19 protein-coding genes are annotated in these 17,290 nt (G+C 71.4%); 15 read left to right on the forward strand and 4 right to left on the reverse strand.

What is annotated here, in order from left to right:
- The first annotated feature begins 5 nt into the window (after positions 1–5).
- The 8 genes from iolB (at position 6) to LCG91_RS03985 (ending at position 8,636) form a co-directional block, all read left to right on the forward strand.
- Positions 6–914: a 5-deoxy-glucuronate isomerase gene (gene iolB, locus LCG91_RS03950; protein ID WP_224442568.1), complete on the forward strand. Its 909-nt coding sequence runs from the start codon at positions 6–8 to the stop codon at positions 912–914.
- Positions 911–2,836, forward strand: a complete 1,926-nt coding sequence (iolD, locus tag LCG91_RS03955) for a 3D-(3,5/4)-trihydroxycyclohexane-1,2-dione acylhydrolase (decyclizing) (protein WP_224442569.1) — start codon at positions 911–913, stop codon at positions 2,834–2,836. Before iolB ends, iolD begins: the two co-directional genes overlap by 4 nt.
- 31 nt (positions 2,837–2,867) lie before the next feature.
- A complete protein-coding gene (locus tag LCG91_RS03960; protein ID WP_224442570.1) occupies positions 2,868–3,824 on the forward strand; it encodes a sugar phosphate isomerase/epimerase family protein in 957 nt (318 codons plus the stop codon).
- A gap of 22 nt (positions 3,825–3,846) precedes the next feature.
- Positions 3,847–4,911, forward strand: a complete 1,065-nt coding sequence (locus LCG91_RS03965) for a Gfo/Idh/MocA family protein (protein WP_224442571.1) — start codon at positions 3,847–3,849, stop codon at positions 4,909–4,911.
- 3 nt (positions 4,912–4,914) lie between these two features.
- Entirely contained in the window at positions 4,915–5,784 is an 870-nt protein-coding gene (locus LCG91_RS03970; protein WP_058748634.1) for a sugar phosphate isomerase/epimerase family protein, read from the forward strand.
- Positions 5,781–6,908 carry a transaldolase family protein gene (locus LCG91_RS03975; protein ID WP_224442572.1) on the forward strand — a complete coding sequence of 376 codons (1,128 nt, stop codon included), beginning with the start codon at positions 5,781–5,783 and terminating at the stop codon, positions 6,906–6,908. The genes LCG91_RS03970 and LCG91_RS03975 overlap by 4 nt, the downstream gene beginning before the upstream one ends.
- On the forward strand, positions 6,905–8,104 hold the full coding sequence (locus LCG91_RS03980) for a Gfo/Idh/MocA family protein (protein WP_224442573.1): 1,200 nt from the start codon (positions 6,905–6,907) through the stop codon (positions 8,102–8,104). The genes LCG91_RS03975 and LCG91_RS03980 overlap by 4 nt, the downstream gene beginning before the upstream one ends.
- A 124-nt stretch (positions 8,105–8,228) precedes the next feature.
- On the forward strand, positions 8,229–8,636 hold the full coding sequence (locus LCG91_RS03985) for a tautomerase family protein (protein WP_224442574.1): 408 nt from the start codon (positions 8,229–8,231) through the stop codon (positions 8,634–8,636).
- A 7-nt stretch (positions 8,637–8,643) separates the two neighbouring features.
- Here LCG91_RS03985 and LCG91_RS03990 read toward each other — a convergent pair whose 3' ends face one another.
- On the reverse strand, positions 8,644–9,402 hold the full coding sequence (locus LCG91_RS03990; RefSeq protein ID WP_058748637.1) for a GntR family transcriptional regulator: 759 nt from the start codon (positions 9,400–9,402) through the stop codon (positions 8,644–8,646).
- Between the two features lie 99 nt (positions 9,403–9,501).
- Positions 9,502–10,137 (reverse strand): exonuclease domain-containing protein, encoded by a 636-nt coding sequence (locus LCG91_RS03995; RefSeq protein ID WP_224442575.1) that lies wholly within the window; start codon positions 10,135–10,137, stop codon positions 9,502–9,504.
- 80 nt (positions 10,138–10,217) lie between these two features.
- Between LCG91_RS03995 and LCG91_RS04000 the strand changes: the two genes are divergently transcribed.
- The 3 genes from LCG91_RS04000 (at position 10,218) to ychF (ending at position 12,117) form a co-directional block, all read left to right on the forward strand.
- The gene (locus tag LCG91_RS04000) at positions 10,218–10,757 is read left to right on the forward strand and encodes a hypothetical protein (protein WP_224442576.1); all 540 of its coding nucleotides are present in this window, start codon (positions 10,218–10,220) and stop codon (positions 10,755–10,757) included.
- 24 nt (positions 10,758–10,781) lie between these two features.
- Positions 10,782–10,982 (forward strand): hypothetical protein, encoded by a 201-nt coding sequence (locus tag LCG91_RS04005; RefSeq protein ID WP_224442577.1) that lies wholly within the window; start codon positions 10,782–10,784, stop codon positions 10,980–10,982.
- Between the two features lie 61 nt (positions 10,983–11,043).
- Positions 11,044–12,117 (forward strand): redox-regulated ATPase YchF, encoded by a 1,074-nt coding sequence (ychF, locus tag LCG91_RS04010; RefSeq protein ID WP_224442578.1) that lies wholly within the window; start codon positions 11,044–11,046, stop codon positions 12,115–12,117.
- A 55-nt stretch (positions 12,118–12,172) separates the two neighbouring features.
- Here the strand turns inward: ychF and LCG91_RS04015 are convergent, their stop codons facing one another.
- Positions 12,173–12,808: a TetR family transcriptional regulator C-terminal domain-containing protein gene (locus LCG91_RS04015; protein ID WP_224442579.1), complete on the reverse strand. Its 636-nt coding sequence runs from the start codon at positions 12,806–12,808 to the stop codon at positions 12,173–12,175.
- A 161-nt stretch (positions 12,809–12,969) separates the two neighbouring features.
- Between LCG91_RS04015 and LCG91_RS04020 the strand changes: the two genes are divergently transcribed.
- Both LCG91_RS04020 and LCG91_RS04025 read left to right on the forward strand, forming a co-directional pair.
- A complete protein-coding gene (locus LCG91_RS04020) occupies positions 12,970–13,323 on the forward strand; it encodes a hypothetical protein (protein WP_058728120.1) in 354 nt (117 codons plus the stop codon).
- Between the two features lie 97 nt (positions 13,324–13,420).
- Positions 13,421–13,768, forward strand: a complete 348-nt coding sequence (locus LCG91_RS04025) for a hypothetical protein (RefSeq protein WP_224442580.1) — start codon at positions 13,421–13,423, stop codon at positions 13,766–13,768.
- 125 nt (positions 13,769–13,893) lie between these two features.
- On the opposite strand, the gene LCG91_RS04030 is transcribed toward LCG91_RS04025, so the two are convergent.
- The gene (locus LCG91_RS04030) at positions 13,894–14,181 is read right to left on the reverse strand and encodes a hypothetical protein (protein ID WP_224442581.1); all 288 of its coding nucleotides are present in this window, start codon (positions 14,179–14,181) and stop codon (positions 13,894–13,896) included.
- Positions 14,182–14,566: 385 nt separating this feature from the next.
- Between LCG91_RS04030 and LCG91_RS04035 the strand changes: the two genes are divergently transcribed.
- The gene (locus LCG91_RS04035; RefSeq protein ID WP_224442582.1) at positions 14,567–15,349 is read left to right on the forward strand and encodes a cohesin domain-containing protein; all 783 of its coding nucleotides are present in this window, start codon (positions 14,567–14,569) and stop codon (positions 15,347–15,349) included.
- Positions 15,346–17,235 (forward strand): amidase family protein, encoded by a 1,890-nt coding sequence (locus LCG91_RS04040; RefSeq protein WP_224442583.1) that lies wholly within the window; start codon positions 15,346–15,348, stop codon positions 17,233–17,235. The genes LCG91_RS04035 and LCG91_RS04040 overlap by 4 nt, the downstream gene beginning before the upstream one ends.
- The last annotated feature ends 55 nt before the right edge of the window (positions 17,236–17,290 follow it).

The following is a 17,290-nucleotide window of genomic DNA, read 5'->3' on the forward strand; positions in this document are numbered from 1 at the left end:
GCAGCATGACGAACGAAGAGCAGCAGCACGACCGCTGGTTCGTCCCGGCCGGGTCCCGCCCCGAGGCGGGCTGGACGGACGTCGTCGACGGGCGGATCGAGGGGTGGACGCACACCGGTCTGCGGACCGGCTCCGTCCGTGACGGGGGCGAGCTGCGCCTCCCGGCCGACGCGGTCGAACGACTCGTCGTGCCGCTCGCCGGCAGCTTCACCGTGTCGTACGACGGCACCACGCAGACCCTCGACGGACGCGCCAGCGTGTTCGAGGGGCCGACGGACGTCCTCTACCTCGGCTCCGGCACCGCCGCGACGATCACCGGTGCCGGCCGTGTCGCCGTCGCCGAGGCGCCCACCGGGACGGTCAAGCCGAGCGTGTACGTCGGCCGCGACGACGTGCCCGTCGAACTGCGTGGCGCCGGACGGTCGAGCCGACAGGTGCACAACTTCGGGACCCCGGCCGCGCTCGACGCGGTGGGCTTCATCGTCTGCGAGGTGATCACGCCGGCCGGCAACTGGTCGTCGTACCCGCCGCACAAGCACGACACGCTCGTGCCCGGGCAGGAGTCGGACCTCGAGGAGATCTACTACTACGAGTGCGCCGTCGCCCGCGGCGTGCCCGCCCCGCCCGAGGCCGACCCGTTCGCACTGCACCGGACCTACGCGTCCGACGACCGGCCGATCGACGAATTCCGCCAGGTGCGGACCGGTGACGTCGCCCTCGTGCCGTACGGCTGGCACGGTCCCGCCGCCGCTGCCCCCGGCTACGACATGTACTACCTCAACGTGATGGCCGGGCCCGACCCGGAGCGCGTCTGGAACATCACCGACGACCCCGCCCACGGGTGGGTCCGTCAGACGTGGACCTCGGAGTCGATCGACCCACGCCTGCCCTACGAGAAGGAGTCCTCCCGATGAGCCAGCACACCGGCCCGGAGCAGACCCGTCGGATGACCGTCGGACAGGCGCTCGTCGAGTTCCTGGCGAACCAGTGGACCGTCGACGGCGACGTCCGCGAGCGCACGATCCCGGGGATCTTCGGCATCTTCGGGCACGGCAACGTCGCCGGCCTCGGTCAGGCGATCAAGCAGTTGCACGTCGAGCAGCCCGGCCTGCTGCCGTACCACCAGGCCCGGAACGAGCAGGCGATGGTGCACGAGGCCGTCGGCTTCGCCCGCATGCACCGTCGGCGCGCGACCTTCGCGTCGACGGCGTCGGTCGGCCCCGGTGCGGCGAACATGCTCACCGCGGCGGCGCTCGCCACGACGAACCGGCTGCCCGCACTCCTGCTGCCCTCGGACACGTTCGCCACCCGGACGACCGACCCGGTGCTCCAGCAGATCGAGATGCCGCACGACACCTCGCTGCAGGTGACCGACGCGTTCCGGCCGCTGTCCCGCTTCTTCGACCGCGTCGAACGGCCCGAGCAGCTGTTCTCGATCGCGCTCGCCGCGATGCGCGTGCTGACGGACCCGGCCGAGACCGGCGCCGTGACGATCGCCCTGCCGGAGGACGTGCAGGCCGAGGCGCTCGACGTGCCGGTGGCGTTCCTCCAGCAGCGCGAGTGGCACGTCCGGCGTCCGCTGCCGGAGCACGGTCCCCTGGCTCGTGCGGTGTCGGCGATCCGTGCGGCGAAGCGTCCGATGATCGTGGCCGGCGGCGGCGTGCTGTACTCGGGGGCCGAGGACGAGCTCGCGGCCTTCGTCGAGGCGACCGGGATCCCCGTCGGGACCTCGCAGGCCGGCGGTGGGTCGCTCCTCTGGGACCACCCGCAGTACCTCGGCGGTGTCGGTGCGACGGGCACCGCGGCAGCGAATGCCATCGCTGCGCAGGCCGACGTCGTGATCGGCATCGGTACGCGGTACAGCGACTTCACGACGGCGTCGCGAACCGCGTTCCAGGACCCCGACGTGACCTTCGTCAACGTGAACGTCGCCGCCTTCGACGCCCACAAGCACGGTTCGCAGCTGCCGCTGGTCGCGGACGCCCGGGAGGCACTGGTCGCCTTGACCGCGTCGCTCACGACCGAGTCGTCGTACGCCGTCGACGCCGGCTACGCAGCCGAGATCGCGCAGCGGAAGCAGGAGTGGGACCAGGTCGTCGACGCCGCGTTCGCGCCGTCCGGCCTCGCGGTCCCCGGGCAGTCCGAGATCATCGGCGCGGTGCAGGCGGCGACCGACCCGCGGGACGTCGTGATCCAGGCGGCCGGTTCACTGCCGGGCGACCTGCACAAGCTCTGGCGCGTCCGCGATCCGCTCGGGTACCACGTCGAGTACGCCTTCTCGTGCATGGGCTACGAGATCGCCGGCGGCATCGGCGTCCGCCGTGGCGCGCCGGACCGCGACGCGATCGTCATGGTCGGCGACGGCTCCTACCTCATGCTGCACACCGAGCTCGTCACGGCCGTCGCCGAGGGCATCAAGATCGTCGTCGTGCTGATCCAGAACAACGGGTACGCGTCGATCGGGCACCTGTCCGAGACCGTCGGATCCGAGCGCTACGGCACGAAGTACCGCTACCGGGACGACACCGGGTCGTTCGAGAACGACGAGGTGCTGCCCGTCGACCTGGCGGCGAACGCGCGCTCGTACGGCGTCGACGTGATCGAGGTCCAGCCCGGGCCGGACGCGATCGCGGACCTGACCGCGGCGGTGCGGCGGGCGAAGGCGAACGACCACACCACGCTGGTGCACGTGCACTCGGACCCGCTCGTCTACGCCCCCGAGGGCGACGGCTGGTGGGACGTCCCGGTCGCCCAGACCTCGACCCTGCCCAGCACCCGACAGGCCCGAGCCGAGTACGAGCAGCAGGTCGCGTCGCAGCGCCCCCTGCTCGGCTGAACGAACCCACCCCACGAAGGACGACGACGTCATGACCCACACCCAGACCGCCGCCACCGCCGCCACCGACGCAGCGGCCGCCCCCGCCTCGATCCGCATCGGTACCGCCCCCGACTCCTGGGGCGTCTGGTTCCCGGACGATCCCGGCCAGGTGCCGTGGCAGCGATTCCTCGACGAGGCCGCCGCCGCCGGGTACGAGCGGATCGAACTCGGCCCCTACGGCTACCTGCCCACCGACCCGTCGCAGCTCGCCGACGAGCTCGCGTCCCGCGGTCTCAAGCTGTCCGCCGGCACGGTGTTCACCGGGTTCCACAAGGGCGACGACCAGTTCCAGCGGGCGTGGGACCAGGCGGTCGCGGTGGCCGGGCTCGCGTCGGCGCTCGGCGCCGAGCACCTCGTCACCATCCCGGACCTCTGGCGGTCGGACGCGACGAACGAGGTCCTCGAGTCCCGCACCCTGACCGACGAGCAGTGGGAACGCCTCGGGAAGGGGCACGACCAGCTGGGCAAGGCGCTGCTCGAGGAGTACGGCGTCCACCAGCAGTTCCACACCCACGCGGACAGCCACGTCGGGACCTTCCGCGAGACCGTGCGGTTCCTCGAGGTGACCGACCCGCAGTACACGAACCTCTGCCTGGACACCGGGCACTTCGCCTACTACGGCGGCGACAACCTCCGCATGATCGCCGAGCACCCGGAACGCATCGGCTACCTGCACCTCAAGCAGGTCGACACCGAGCTGCTGTTCGACGTGCTGAAGAACGACGTCCCGTTCGCCACCGCCGTGGCGCAGGGGATCATGACCGAGCCGCCGCACGGCACCCCCGAGCTCGCCCCGATCATCGAGGCCGTCGCCCGGATCAACCCGGACGTCTTCGGGATCGTCGAGCAGGACATGTACGGGTGCTCGGTCGACACCCCCGGCCCGATCGCCGAACGCACCTTCCAGCACATCTTCGGCTCGACCTCTGCCGCTCGCGTCCGCTGACCCGCAACCCCAGGAGAACCCCATGAGCACCACCGAGAACCTCCGCGTCGCCGTCGTCGGTGCCGGCGCGATGGGCAGCGACCACGTCCGTCGCATCACGTCCACGATCGCCGGCGCCGACGTCGTCGCCGTCGTCGACCCGGACACGGCACGCGCCACGGCCGCGGCCGAGCGGGCTCCTGGCGCCATCACCGCCGCATCGTTCGAGGACGCCCTCGACGCGACGCCGATCGACGCGGTCATCGTCGCGACCCCCGGGTTCCTGCACGAGCCCGTCCTCGTGCCGGCGATCGAGCGCAGACTCGCCGTGCTGTGCGAGAAGCCCCTCACGACGAGCGCCGAGGACTCCCTGCGCATCGTCGAACTCGAACAGGCGTCGTCCGAGCGCCCGCGGATCCAGGTCGGCTTCATGCGCCGCTTCGACAAGGGCTACCAGGAGCTCCGGGCACTCCGCGAGTCCGGCGCGAACGGGGCGCTGCTCGCCCTGCACCACGCGCACCGCAACCCGACGACGCCACCGAACTTCAGCGAGTCGATGCTCATCCACGACTCGGTGATCCACGAGATCGACATCATCCCCTTCCTGACCGGCGAGCCGATCGTCGCGGTCGAGGTGAAGAAGCCCCGCCGGAACTCGCTCGCGCCGGCCGACTTGCCCGAGCCGCAGTTCGTGCTGTTCACCACCGAGTCGGGGACGATGGCGATCGTCGAGATCAACGTCAACGCGCAGTTCGGGTACCAGGTGACGACCGACGCGGTGTTCGAGTCGGGCGTCGCGTACATCGGGCGCGAGACGACGATGAACGTCGTGTCAGCCGGTGTCTCGGGCCAGGGCGTCACGCCGTCCTTCGTCGAGCGCTTCGGCGCCGCGTACGACGAGGAGGTCCAGCGCTGGGTCGACGCTGCCCGCACCGGTGGGATCGACGGACCGAGCGCGTGGGACGGTTACACGGCGTCGGTGGTCGCCGAGGTCGCCGTGCGAGCGCAGCAGTCCGGCGCCCTCGAGCAGGTGACCTACGCCACGGCGAAGCCCGCGTTCTACGGAACGACGACGGACGCCGCCGCGAGCGCGCTCGCCGGAGCCTGACGCATGCCGAAGATCGCCCTCGACCCGACGCCGTTCCACCACGACCTGTCGCTGCTCGAGTTCCCGCGGAAGGTCGCCGACCTCGGGTACGACCACCTGCAGCTCACGCCGCACCGGGACTTCATCCCCTTCCACCGACACCCGAAGGCCGACGACGACCTCGTCGACGCCTTCGCCGCGGCCTGCCGTGACGCTGGCGTCGGCATCGCCAGCGTGCTGCCGGTCCTGCGGTGGTCCGGTCCCGACCGCGACGCCCGCGAGGCCGCGGTGACGAAGTGGAAGCGCGTGATCGAGATCACGAAGCGGCTCGGCGTCGACACCATCAACACCGAGTTCTCCGGCCGTCCCGAACGGGCGGAGGAGTCCGAGGACGCGTTCTACCGGTCGATGGAGGAACTCCTGCCGATCATCGAGGCGTCGGACATCCGCGTGCTCATCGACCCGCACCCCGACGACTTCGTCGAGGACGGGCTCGAGGCGCTCCGCGTCATCCGCGGCCTCAACTCGAAGCAGGTCGGCTTCGTCTACGTCGCCTGCCACACGTTCCACTACGGCGGCAACCTGGACGAGATCATCGACGCCGCCGGTGACTCGCTGCAGTTGGTCCACGTCGCCGACGCCTACGACCACCGGCGGTCGCACGGCCTGCGCTACATCTCCAACCCACCGGGCAACACGGCACGCGTGCACCAGCACCTGCCGGTCGGCCAGGCCGACGTCGACTTCGACGCCTTCTGGGCAGCACTCGACCGCGTGGGCTTCACGGCTCGCGAGGACACCGTGGCGGTCTCGAGCGTGTTCGCCGAGGACGAGAACGCCGACGAGGTGTCCCGCTTCCAGCTCGACGCCATCAGGAAGGGACTCACCCGATGACCACTGCGCCGACCACCGAGGCCCTCGAGACGTCGGCGACGACCGGCGCCGACACCCGCCCGGTCACCCGGCGAGCGGCGGAGCAGACGCCCACGGCGCTCTGGAACGACTCCGCCGACCCGCGGGAGCTCGCCACCGCGATCCAGGAGTACGGCGCCGTCGGGGCCACGTGCAACCCGGTGATCGCCTACACGTGCATCCAGCAGGATCCGGAGACGTGGGTCCCGCGCATCCGCGAGATCGCCGCCGAGCACCCGACCGCGGGGGAGTCCTGGATCGGCTGGAAGGCGGTCGAGGAGCTCTCCGTCGCCGCAGCCGCACAGCTGCTGCCGGCGTTCGAGGCCTCGGGCGGCCGCAACGGTCGACTCTCGATGCAGACCGACCCCCGCCTGCACCGCGACGCCGACGCCCTCGTCGAACAGGCCGCCCGCTTCTCGCAGCTCGCGCCGAACGTCATCGTGAAGATCCCCGCCACGAAGGTCGGCATCGCGGCGATCGAGGAGGCCGCCTTCCGGGGCGTGTCGATCAACGCGACGGTGTCCTTCACCGTGCCGCAGGTCGTCGCGGTCGGCGAGGCGATCGAGCGCGCACTCGACCGCCGCGCTGCCGAGGGGCTGCCGGAGCAGGAGTTCGGGCACGTCGTCACGCTGATGGCCGGTCGCTTCGACGACTGGCTCAAGACGGTGGTCGAGCGCGACCACGTGATGATCGACCCCGGGCACCTGGAGTGGGCGGGCGTCGCCGCGGTGAAGCAGGCGTACCGGGTCTTCCGCGAGCGCGGGTTCCGTTCGCGGGTGCTCGTCGCCGCGTTCCGGAACCCGCTGCAGTGGTCGGAGTTCCAGGGCGGCGACCTCGTCGTCTCGCCACCGTTCCAGTGGTCGAAGGACATCAACGACAACGCGTACCCGTTCCGCCCGGACGCGATCGACGACGAGGTCCCCGCGCACGTCCTCGACGCCCTCCGTGCAGCCACGCCGGAGTTCGCCCGGGGCTACGACGTCGACGGCATGACGATCGACGAGTTCGACCGCTTCGGTGCGACCGTCACCACGCTGCGCCAGTTCCTCGACGCCGACGCGAAGCTCGACGCCCTGGTGCGCGACGTCATCGTCCCCGCAGCATGACCGTGGACACCCTCGGCGTCGGACTCGTCTCGGTCGGGTGGATGGGGCGGCTGCACTCCCGCGCCTACCGCGCACTGCCCGACCACTTCCCGGAGCTCGGCGTCCGCCCGCGCCTCGTCGTCGCGGCCGACCCGGTGCCCGAGGCCCGCGACCAGGCCGTCGGACGCCTCGGGTACGAGCGTGCGGTCGCCGACTTCCACGAGGTCCTCGCCGACCCCGCGATCGACGTCGTCTCGATCTGCTCGCCGAACTTCCTGCACCGCGAGATGGCGGTCGCGGCTGCCGAGGCCGGCAAGCCGTTCTGGATCGAGAAGCCGATGGGTCGGTACGCCAGCGACTCCCGCGCGATCCACGAGGCCGTCGAGCGGGCGGGACTCGTGACGAGCGTCGGCTTCAACTACCGGCACGCCCCGGCGGTCCAGCGCGCTCGCGAACTCGTCCGGAGCGGGCGCCTCGGACGCATCACGAACGTGCGCGGGTCGCTCCTCGCCGACTACTCGTCCGACCCGGACGCCCCGCTCACCTGGCGCTTCGAGCGCGAGCGGGCGGGTTCGGGCGTCTTGGGGGACCTGTTGTCGCACGGCCTCGATCTCGCCCAGTACCTGGTCGGCAGGATCGCCGGCGTGACGGCGCTCGCGGAGACCTTCATCGAGACCCGGCCGAAGCCCGGGGCGGGGATCGTCGACCGGTCGGCAGCGGCGACGGGCGAACACGGCCCGGTCGAGAACGAGGACTACGCCGCCCTGCTGTTCCGCTTCGAGGGCGGCGCGGTCGGCACGATGGACTCGAGCCGCGTGATGCGCGGCCCCCACGCCGAGTACACCCTCGAGGTCTACGGCACGCGGGGGTCGGTCCGGTGGGACTTCCAGCGGCTGAACGAGCTGCAGGTCGCGCTCGACGGGCAGGAGGTCGACGGGTACGTCACGCACCTCGTCGCGCCGGGAGACGGCCACTTCGCGCGCTTCCAGCCCGGTGCCGGGACCGCGATGGGGTACGACGACCTCAAGACGATCGAGGCGGCCCAGTTCGTCGCGAGCGTGCTGCGCGGTGAGCAGCTCGCGCCGTCGGTCGCCGACGGGCTCGCGGCCGCGTCCATCGTGGAGGCGGCGGAGGCGTCGCTCGTCGACGGCGCGTGGCACGACGTGGCGCGGGTGGACGGACGGCTGACGACGGACGCGGCGGCACCGGTGCTGTAGACGCACCGTGAGGCGGTCTGGAGGCGCGGTGCAGGCTGGCACCGCGCCTCCCGTCCGTCACGGGGAGACTTCCGGAGCGGCGCTTGTTAGGATGTAATGACAAAGTTTCGAACCAGGAGGCACCATGCCGCTCGTCCGTATCGACCTCGCCACCGGCCGCACGCCGGAGCAGGTGCGCGCCGTCGCCGACGCGATCCACGCCGCCATCGTCGCCGAGTACGGCATCCCCGAGCGCGACCGGTTCCAGGTGATCACCGAGCACCCGGCGCAGCAGATCATCGCCGAGGACGCCGGCCTCGGCTTCGAGCGCACCGACGGCGTCGTCGTCATCCAGGTCTTCACTCAGGGCGGGCGCAGCGACGAGGCGAAGCAGGGGCTCTACCGCGCCGTGCACGACCGGCTGACCGAGGTCGGCGTCGCATCCGAGGACGTCTTCATCGGCTACGTCGAGAACGGGCCGCAGGACTGGTCCTTCGGCTTCGGCCGCGCCCAGTACCTGACCGGGGAACTCGGCGTGCCCTCCGCGAGCTGAACCGCGCCTACTTGTCGACGAGGGTGACCTCGAACGAGTAGCGGTCCGGGCGGTAGCAGTGCACGCCGTACTCCACCGCCCGGCCCGACGCGTCGTACGCGGTGCGGCTCATCGTCAGCACCGGGTCACCGTCCTCGATCTCGAGCAGCGAGGCCTCGTCGTCCGTGACCGCCCGCGCCCCGATCCGCTGCTTCGCGACCCGCATCGTCACGCCACGTCCGCGCAGCAGCTGGTAGAGCCCGTGCGCCTGCAGGTCGTCATCGGTGATGTCGGCGAACTCGGGCGGCAGGAAGTTCTCGAGGATCGCCATCGGCACGTCCTCGGCGAAGCGGACCCGACGGATGTGCGCGACGGTGGTCCCCGGGGCGATCCCGAGGGCCTCGGCGACGACGTCGCTCGCGGGGACGTCGTCGCGTCGCAGCAGCTTCGTCGCCGGTGTCTGCGCGCCCTGCGCCAGGTCGTCGTACAGGCTCGTCAGCTCGACCTTGCGCGTCACCGGGCCGTGCACGACCTGCGTGCCGATGCCGCGACGACGGACGAGCAGGCCCTTGTCGACGAGGTCCTGGATCGCTCGACGGATCGTCGGGCGGGACAGCCCGAGCCGCTCACCGAGCGCGATCTCGTTCTCGAGCCGGGCACCGGGCGGCATCGCGCCGGAGCGGATCGCCTCCTCGATGCGCGAGGCGACCTGGAAGTACAGGGGCATCGGCCCCGACCGGTCCAGGTCCATGAACAGGTCGGACGGCAGCTGGCCTTCGTTGGTCATCGCGGTCCTTCGGGGGAGACGGCACCGACAGCGGTGCCCGAGCGGCAATGTCGTGACAATACCACCGGGGTTCCCACGCACCCGGGCGGGCCCGCGCCGTCAGTCGGCGAAGATCATCGGACGGTTCGACAGCCGCGGCTGGGCTGCCGCGCGGGGCTGCTCCGTCCGCGGCCGCACCGGCGCGATGTGCACGCGGGTCGCTGCACCGAGCGCCTCGACCGTGTCGCACCCGTGCTGCCCCGCTGCGTGCACGACGATCGCGGCGCAGGCCTCGGCGTCGGCGGCGGCGTCGTGGTGCTGGAACCCCTCGTACCCGGCCGCGCGCGCAGCCAACGGCAGGCGGTACGAGTCGAGCGTGTACGTCTTCCGCGCCACCTGGAGCGAGCACAGCGAGTGGTGCTCGGCGAGCTCGGTACCGGTCGCCGAGCACCCGCCGGCGATCACACCCATGTCGAACCGGGCGTTGTGGGCGACGAGGACGTCCCCCTCGGCGAACGCCACGATGTCGCGGTACTGCTCGGCCCAGCCCTTGGCCCCGACGACGTCGGACGCGACGATGCCGTGGATGCGCGTGTTCCACTCGAGGAAGGCGTCGTGCCCGACCGGCGGCTGGATGAACCAGGAGGCCCGCTCGACCACGCGGCCGCCGCGGACCTTGACGAGTCCGACGGAGCAGGCGCTCGCGGGGGAGCTGTTCGCGGTCTCGAAGTCGATCGCGGTGAAGTTCAACGGCACGCCCTCGATGCTCGCACGGGGTTCCGACATCACCCGTGCGCGGCCCCGGCGTTGCGGCCCTGCGCGGTAGCGTCCGAGGCGTGCCAGCTCCGACCTCCCAGCCGCTCGTCCTCGTCCTGCCCGGTGCCGGCTACGGCCAGCAGGCGCCCCTGCTCTGGTGGACGCGCGCGATCGCCGAGCAGCACGGTGTCGAGGTCGTCGCGCCGGCCTGGCTGGTCGACGCCGCGGCGAAGGCGGACCCCGTGGCCTTCGTCGAGCGGCAGGTCACACACGCACTCGACGGTCGCCGCCCCGACCTCGTCGTCGCGAAGTCGTTCGGGTGCTTCGCCCTGCCCTGGGCGGTCCGGCTCGGCATCGACGGTGTGTGGCTCACGCCCGTCCTGTCGCATCCCGCGGTGGTCGAGGCGCTCGCCGCGACCGGGGCGGGGTCGATCGCGATCGGCGGGTCCGCCGACGACATGTGGCTGCCGTCCGCGGTCGGGACCACACGTGCCGGGCTGCACACCGTCGACGGAGCCGACCACGCGCTCGAGGTGCGCGGTGACTGGCGGCGTTCCCAGCGCCTCCAGACCGGCGTCCTGGGGCTGGTCGAGGAGCGCATCGCGACGCTGGTGCAGTGAACCGGTGCGACGTACAGTCGGCGCATGGGGGAGTCGAGGGACCTGGACGAGCTGCTGGCGGGCGCTGACCGCGTCGACGCAAGGCCGCACACGGTGCGTCGCGGGGTCGGTCTGGGCGTGACGCTGCTCGCGACGGCGGGGCTAGTCGCCTGCATCGTCGTGGGGATCGCGCAGGGCGTGCTGCTCACGTTGCTGCGCTTCCTGTTCGGCATCTGGCCGTCCTGACCGCACCGGCCTGGAGGCGCGGGTCGGCCCCGGCGGGCCGCCGCCGGTAGGCTGTCCTCCCGTGGCTCTCACCATCGGAATCGTCGGTCTCCCGAACGTCGGCAAGTCGACCCTGTTCAACGCCCTGACCAAGAACCAGGTCCTCGCCGCGAACTACCCGTTCGCGACGATCGAACCGAACGTCGGCGTGGTGAACCTGCCCGACCCGCGGCTCGACCAGCTCGCGACGCTCTTCAACTCCGAGAAGACCGTCCCGGCGCCGGTGTCGTTCGTCGACATCGCCGGCATCGTCAAGGGTGCGAGCGAGGGCGAGGGCCTCGGCAACAAGTTCCTCGCGAACATCCGCGAGGCCGACGCCATCGCGCAGGTCGTCCGCGGCTTCGCGGACGACGACGTCGTGCACGTGGCGAACAAGGTCTCGCCGAAGGACGACCTCGAGGTGATCAACACCGAGCTGATCCTCGCCGACCTCGAGACAATCGAGAAGGCCCTGCCGCGGTACGAGAAGACCGTGAAGCTCAAGCAGGCCGAGCCGATCGTCCTCGAGACCGCGAAGGAGGCCAAGGCCGCACTCGAGCAGGGCACCCTGCTGTCCGCGACCTCGATCGACCTGGCGCCGATCGCCGAGCTCGGGCTGCTCAGCGCCAAGCCGTTCATCTTCGTCTTCAACGTCGACGAGTCGATCCTGACCGACGAGTCGCGGAAGGCCGAGCTCTCCGCCCTGGTCGCTCCCGCGCAGGCCGTGTTCCTCGACGCGAAGATCGAGTCCGAGCTCATCGACCTCGACCCCGAGGACGCCGCGGAGCTCCTCGAGTCGACCGGGCAGACGGAGTCGGGCCTCGACCAGCTCGCCCGCATCGGGTTCGACACCCTCGGGCTGCAGACCTACCTGACCGCCGGGCCGAAGGAAGCACGGGCGTGGACGATCGGCAAGGGCTGGAAGGCTCCCCAGGCTGCCGGCGTCATCCACACCGACTTCGAGAAGGGCTTCATCAAGGCCGAGGTCATCTCGTTCGAGGACCTCATGGAGGCCGGCTCGATCGCCGAGGCACGTGCGCACGGCAAGGCCCGCATCGAGGGCAAGGACTACGTCATGCAGGACGGCGACGTGGTGGAGTTCCGCTTCAACAACTGAGTGCCGTTGCCAGGAGCGCCCGTGCAGCCGTCGGCTGCGCGGGCGCTGCCGTCCGTCAGACGCCGCCGACCACCTCGAGGTCCCACACCGGCGGCACGTACTCGCGCGACCAGCCCTCGCGGAGCCGGGTGACTGCGCGGTCGAACGACTCGAGCAGGTCCATCTCCGGTCGGACCATCGACTGCAGCTGCAGCCCCTCGTAGGTCGCGAGCAGCTGTTCGGCACCACGGGCCGGCTCCATCGTGCGCGGCTCCCGGCCGAGCTCGACGTCGCGCTGCAGGGCCGCGAGCACGAAGGCGTGGAAGCGGCGCCAGCGCAGGTGGAGCATCGGCGCGAGCGGGTGGTGCGGCGTCGCGGCGATGTTGAGCATCGAGGTCAGGAACCGCATGAGCGACGGGTCGGCGACGTTCGCCCGGACGATGGCGCGGAGGAACACGATCGTGCCACTTCGCTCGGCGATCGGCAGCAGTTCGGAGGTCCGCTGGTCGTTCCACTGGTCGATCGTGGCGAGCAGCAGCCCGTCCCATGTCGGGAAGACCTCGGTCACGACGTCGAGCGGTCGTCCGGCCTCGGTGGCCACGTGCTCGTACGAGACCTCGTGCAGGGCGTTGGCGCGGAGCACGCGGATCATGGCATCGACGATCTCGACCCGCAGCAGCGCTGACGTGTCGAGGGGTTGGAACGGTCGCATGGGTCCAGTCCAGTACGTCGCCACTGCCCTGACCAGTCCCCAGAACTGGGAAGAGCCGATCCGCGCAGTCGTGCAGGGCCGGCGTGGCGGGCGAGCAGCGCGTCCCCCGACGGGGGGGGCCAAGCTGAGCGCACGGTCCAGGTGGGGCGTTGACTGAACTGGTGAAGTACGTGGTCTACGGAGAGAACCGAGTGATGACCGGCGATGCGATCGCCGAGGCGGTGCTCGCCTACGCCGCTGCGCTCGGCGAGAACGGGACGACGGACATCGTCGAGATCCCGACGGCTGACGCCGAGGGCTACGGAACCACGGCGGAGGTGCTGCTCGGCCCGGCCTCGCAGATCATGGTCGAGGTGGCTCCGGACGACGAGCTGGAGCCGGAGGACGAGGACCTCGTCAACGAGCTCGCACGTCGTACGACGGCCGTCGGTGGCGGTCGTTTCTCTGACGCCGCGTCGTCGCACTCCGACGAGCCCGAGGCGAAGCGCCTGCGCACGGACCCGCCCCAGGTCTGACGACGTCCTCTGGCCGCTGAGAGTGGCCGCGGAACGCACACTCCGAACCTCCTTGCACAGGCGGAACCTACCGTCGAGGACGAGACGAGGAGGACACGTGAAGTACATCCACTACGACGCGAGCCTGATCCTCACGGGGGACCTGATCGCGGACGCGGTCGCCGACTACGCGGCCGTCCTCGGAGCCAACGCGCGCACCGACACGATCACGGTGCCGAGCGTGGGCGACGACGGCTCGGTGTCGACGTCGATCCTGCTGGTCGGCCCGGCGAGTGAGCTCTGCGTGACGGTCGCCCCGGACGACGAGCTCGAGCCCGAGGACCCGGCCTTCATCCGTCGGCTCCGTGATGCGGCACGACGGGCGGGTCCGGCGCTCCCGGTGAACGCCGACGGCGGGGTGCGCTTCCGCGGTGCCGAACAGCCGTCCTCGTACGACCGGGCCTGAGGCACCGACCAGCACCGACCAGCACCGACCAGCGCCGCCGGCGCCGGACGCGACGAACGCCGCCGGCATCGAGCCGACGGCGTCCGTGTGGTCAGGGGGCCGAGCGAGCGGTCCAGTTCGGGCCCCTAGGCGGCCAGGGCGAGCTCGCTCCTGCCGATGCGGCGCGCGAGCAGGATGGTCCGGCTCGACTCGCCCCGCCAGGAGCGGCCGGGGACGGTCCACCCGGCCTCGCCGTCGACGTCCACGCGTGCGTCACGTGTGACGAAGAGGCGCAGGTCGTCGGCCGGGATGCGGACGAGGTACTCGCGCTGCGAGCGGTCGTCGCGCACGGGGAACTCGGCGATGCGGTCGGGGGAGACGGTGGGTGCCGCGAGTGCGGTCCCGGTGATGGTGATGCGGTCGTTGCTGGTCATGGTGGTGCGGTACTTCCTGGTCGTTCGGCGCCCGGTCGTGCCGTGGTCGGCGGACTTCGTGGTCCGGCGCGACGCATCGGCTGCGGGCGCGCACGTCGTGTCTCGACGTGCAGCTCGTCCGGTCGGACTGAGCGGTGGTCTCGGTGGAATGCGACCCGGCGGGTCGGTGTCGAGACGGGCTGGTGTGCGCGAGTCAGATGGGTTCGCTGCAGTGCACCAGCTGAACAGTATACGTCGCTCCCGGCCTGACGTCCAGGGTCGTCGGCACGTAACGCCGCGGAAACGCACGACGTCGGTGCGCGAAACAGTGCGCCGTTAGCGTGCGGACCACTGAGTACCCGCTCAGACTCCCTCCCTCCCACCCCTTCCCGAAGGACCTGCTCGGATGCAGCACCGAACCCTGCGGTGCCCTCGAGCCGCGGTCGTCCCTGCGACGATCGTGGCCGGGGTCATCGGCCTCACCGTCCTCGCCGCGACGCCCGCGGCCGCGGCGCCCACCGCCACCACCGTCCGCATCGCGGCGCCGTCGAGCGCGACGATCGGCGAACCGTTCGACCTCGAGGTCACGATCCCCGCGACGACCGACGTCTACGCCTACGAGATCACGATCGACACCGACGAGGACGCCCTCGCGGTCGTCGACGGCAGCGTCACCGGCCCCGACGGCGGCTTCGACCGCGTCGAACAGGACGCCGACACCATCACGATCGTGCACTCCCGGCTCGGCACCTCACCGGCGTTGAGCGGCGACCTGGCCACCTCGGTGGCGCTGACGCCGACGGCTGCCGGTGACACCGACCTGACGGTGTCGAGCGTCGTGCTCGTCGGCTCCGACGGCAGCTCGACGACCCTGACCGATCCGGCGTCGACCACCGTCAGCATCGCTGCCGTCCCGACCCCGGCACCGACCGCGACGCCGGACCCGACCGACGCACCCGACCCGACACCGAGCACGTCCACCACCCCGACCCCCGGCAGCACCGCGACGGCGGTCCCGGCCGGTGCCGGGGGAGCACCCGGCCGTCCCGCCGGCGGAGCGCTCGCCTGGACCGGTGCGGACGTCGCGCCGTGGGCTGCCGCCTCGCTGGCGCTGCTCGCACTCGGCACCACCCTCGTCACCCTGCGCGCCCGACGTGCGCGCCGCGAGCGCAACGGAGACGCCGCATGACCGCCCGTTACCAGAGTGAAGGCCGCAGCGCTGTCCGGACCGGAGCGCGTCGACGCACGGCCGTCACCGGTGCCTCGTTGGTCGCCCTCGTCGGCGCGGGCATCGTCGCCGTCCCGAGCCTGACCGCTGCCGCCGCACCCTCGGTGGACGCCCGCCCCGCCGCGATGCTCGCGCCGTACTACACGGAGCTCGACCTCACCGGCGACGCGCAGGTGACCGAGGACGACCTCGCCGAGCTGGGCGACCACCTCGGGGTATCGCGACCGGCAACGGGCACCGACCCGGAGTGGGACGCGGTCGCCGTCGCCGACACGGACGGGGACGGCACCATCACCGTCGCCGACCTCGCAGCGCTGTCCCAGCGCATCATCTACGACGACGGCCCGTTCGAGCTCGTCGAGGCCTCCACGATCGACATGCAGGCGGCGATGAACGCGGGGGTCACGACCTCCGTCGCCATCACGCAGGAGTACCTCGACCGGATCGCCGCCTACGACCGGACGACGGTCGACACCACCGCGAACGGCAGGCCGCTCAACTCGATCATCACCACGAACGCCGCCGCACTGACCGCGGCGAAGGCCGCCGACACCGAGCGGGCGGAACACGGCATGACGAGCATGCTGCTCGGCGTGCCGATCGCGGTGAAGGACAACTACGACACGAAGGACATGCCGACCACGGGCGGCTGCTCGTGCTGGAGCGCGAACCAGACCGACACCGACGCGACGATGGTCGCCGGCCTCCGCGACGCCGGTGCGGTCATCCTCGCCAAGGCGAGCCTCGACGAGTTCGCCTACGGCTTCGTCTCCGAGTTCTCGACCGGACAGCCGGCCGGTTCCTCGCTCCTCGTCGCGAGCCCGTACGTGACGTCGCAGAGCGCCGGAGGCTCCAGCGGCGGCACCGGTGCGGCGATCGCGGCGAACCTGGCCGGGATCGGGTTCGGCACGGACACGGGCGGTTCGATCCGCATCCCGTCGACCTACAACCAGCTCGTCGGCATCCGTCCGACGGTCGGTCTGACGAGTCGTGACGGCATCATCCCGCTCGCGCTCTCGCAGGACACCGGCGGCCCGATCGCCCGGTCGGTGACCGACGCCGCGGTCGCACTCGACGCCGTCACCGGCGTCGACGCCGCGGACCCGGTGACGAGCGCACAGTCCGGCAAGGTCCCGACGTCGTACACCTCGTCGCTCGACCCGACGTCGCTGCAGGGCGCACGGATCGGGTACGTCACGAGCATGGTCGGCACGAACGCCACGACGAAGCGCCTGTTCGACGAGTCCGTGGCGAAGCTCACGGCGGCCGGCGCCACGGTCGTCCCGATCGCCCCGACGACGGCGTTCAACCGGGTGCTCTCCGAGGGCAGCGGCAGCACGAACGAGTTCAAGCACGACCTCGACGAGTACGTCGCGAAGCACCTCGACCCCGACGTGACCGCACGGTCGCTGCAGGGCATCCTCGACTCCGGCCAGTACGTGCCGAGCCGGAAGTCGACCTACGAGAGCCGGAACGCGATCACCGACGCGCAGTACCAGGCGTGGGCCGGCCCGACCGGATCGCACACGACGCAGCTCGCGGCCGGCAAGGCGCTCGTGACGCAGATGCTCGACGGCCAGGACCTCGACGCCCTCGTCTACCCGTCGGGCACGCCGTACGGCACCCAGTCGACGAACATGCGGCTCAGCCCGAACACCGGCATGCCGGCGCTGACGGTCCCGATGGGCCAGGCGGCCGCTGCCGACGGCACGGTCACCGGCGGTGGCGTCAACCTCGAGTTCCTCGGGCGGTCCTTCGACGAGGGCACGCTGATCGGGCTCGGGTACTCCTTCGAGCAGGCCACGAAGGCGCGCACCGCGCCGGCGCTGTACGGTCCGCTCGGCTGAGCCGGACGGTCCTGACGGACCACGAGACGGACGGGAGGCCCGTGGCGACACCGCC

It is taken from the genome of Curtobacterium sp. TXMA1, from assembly GCF_020162095.1.
Lineage (GTDB): Bacteria > Actinomycetota > Actinomycetes > Actinomycetales > Microbacteriaceae > Curtobacterium.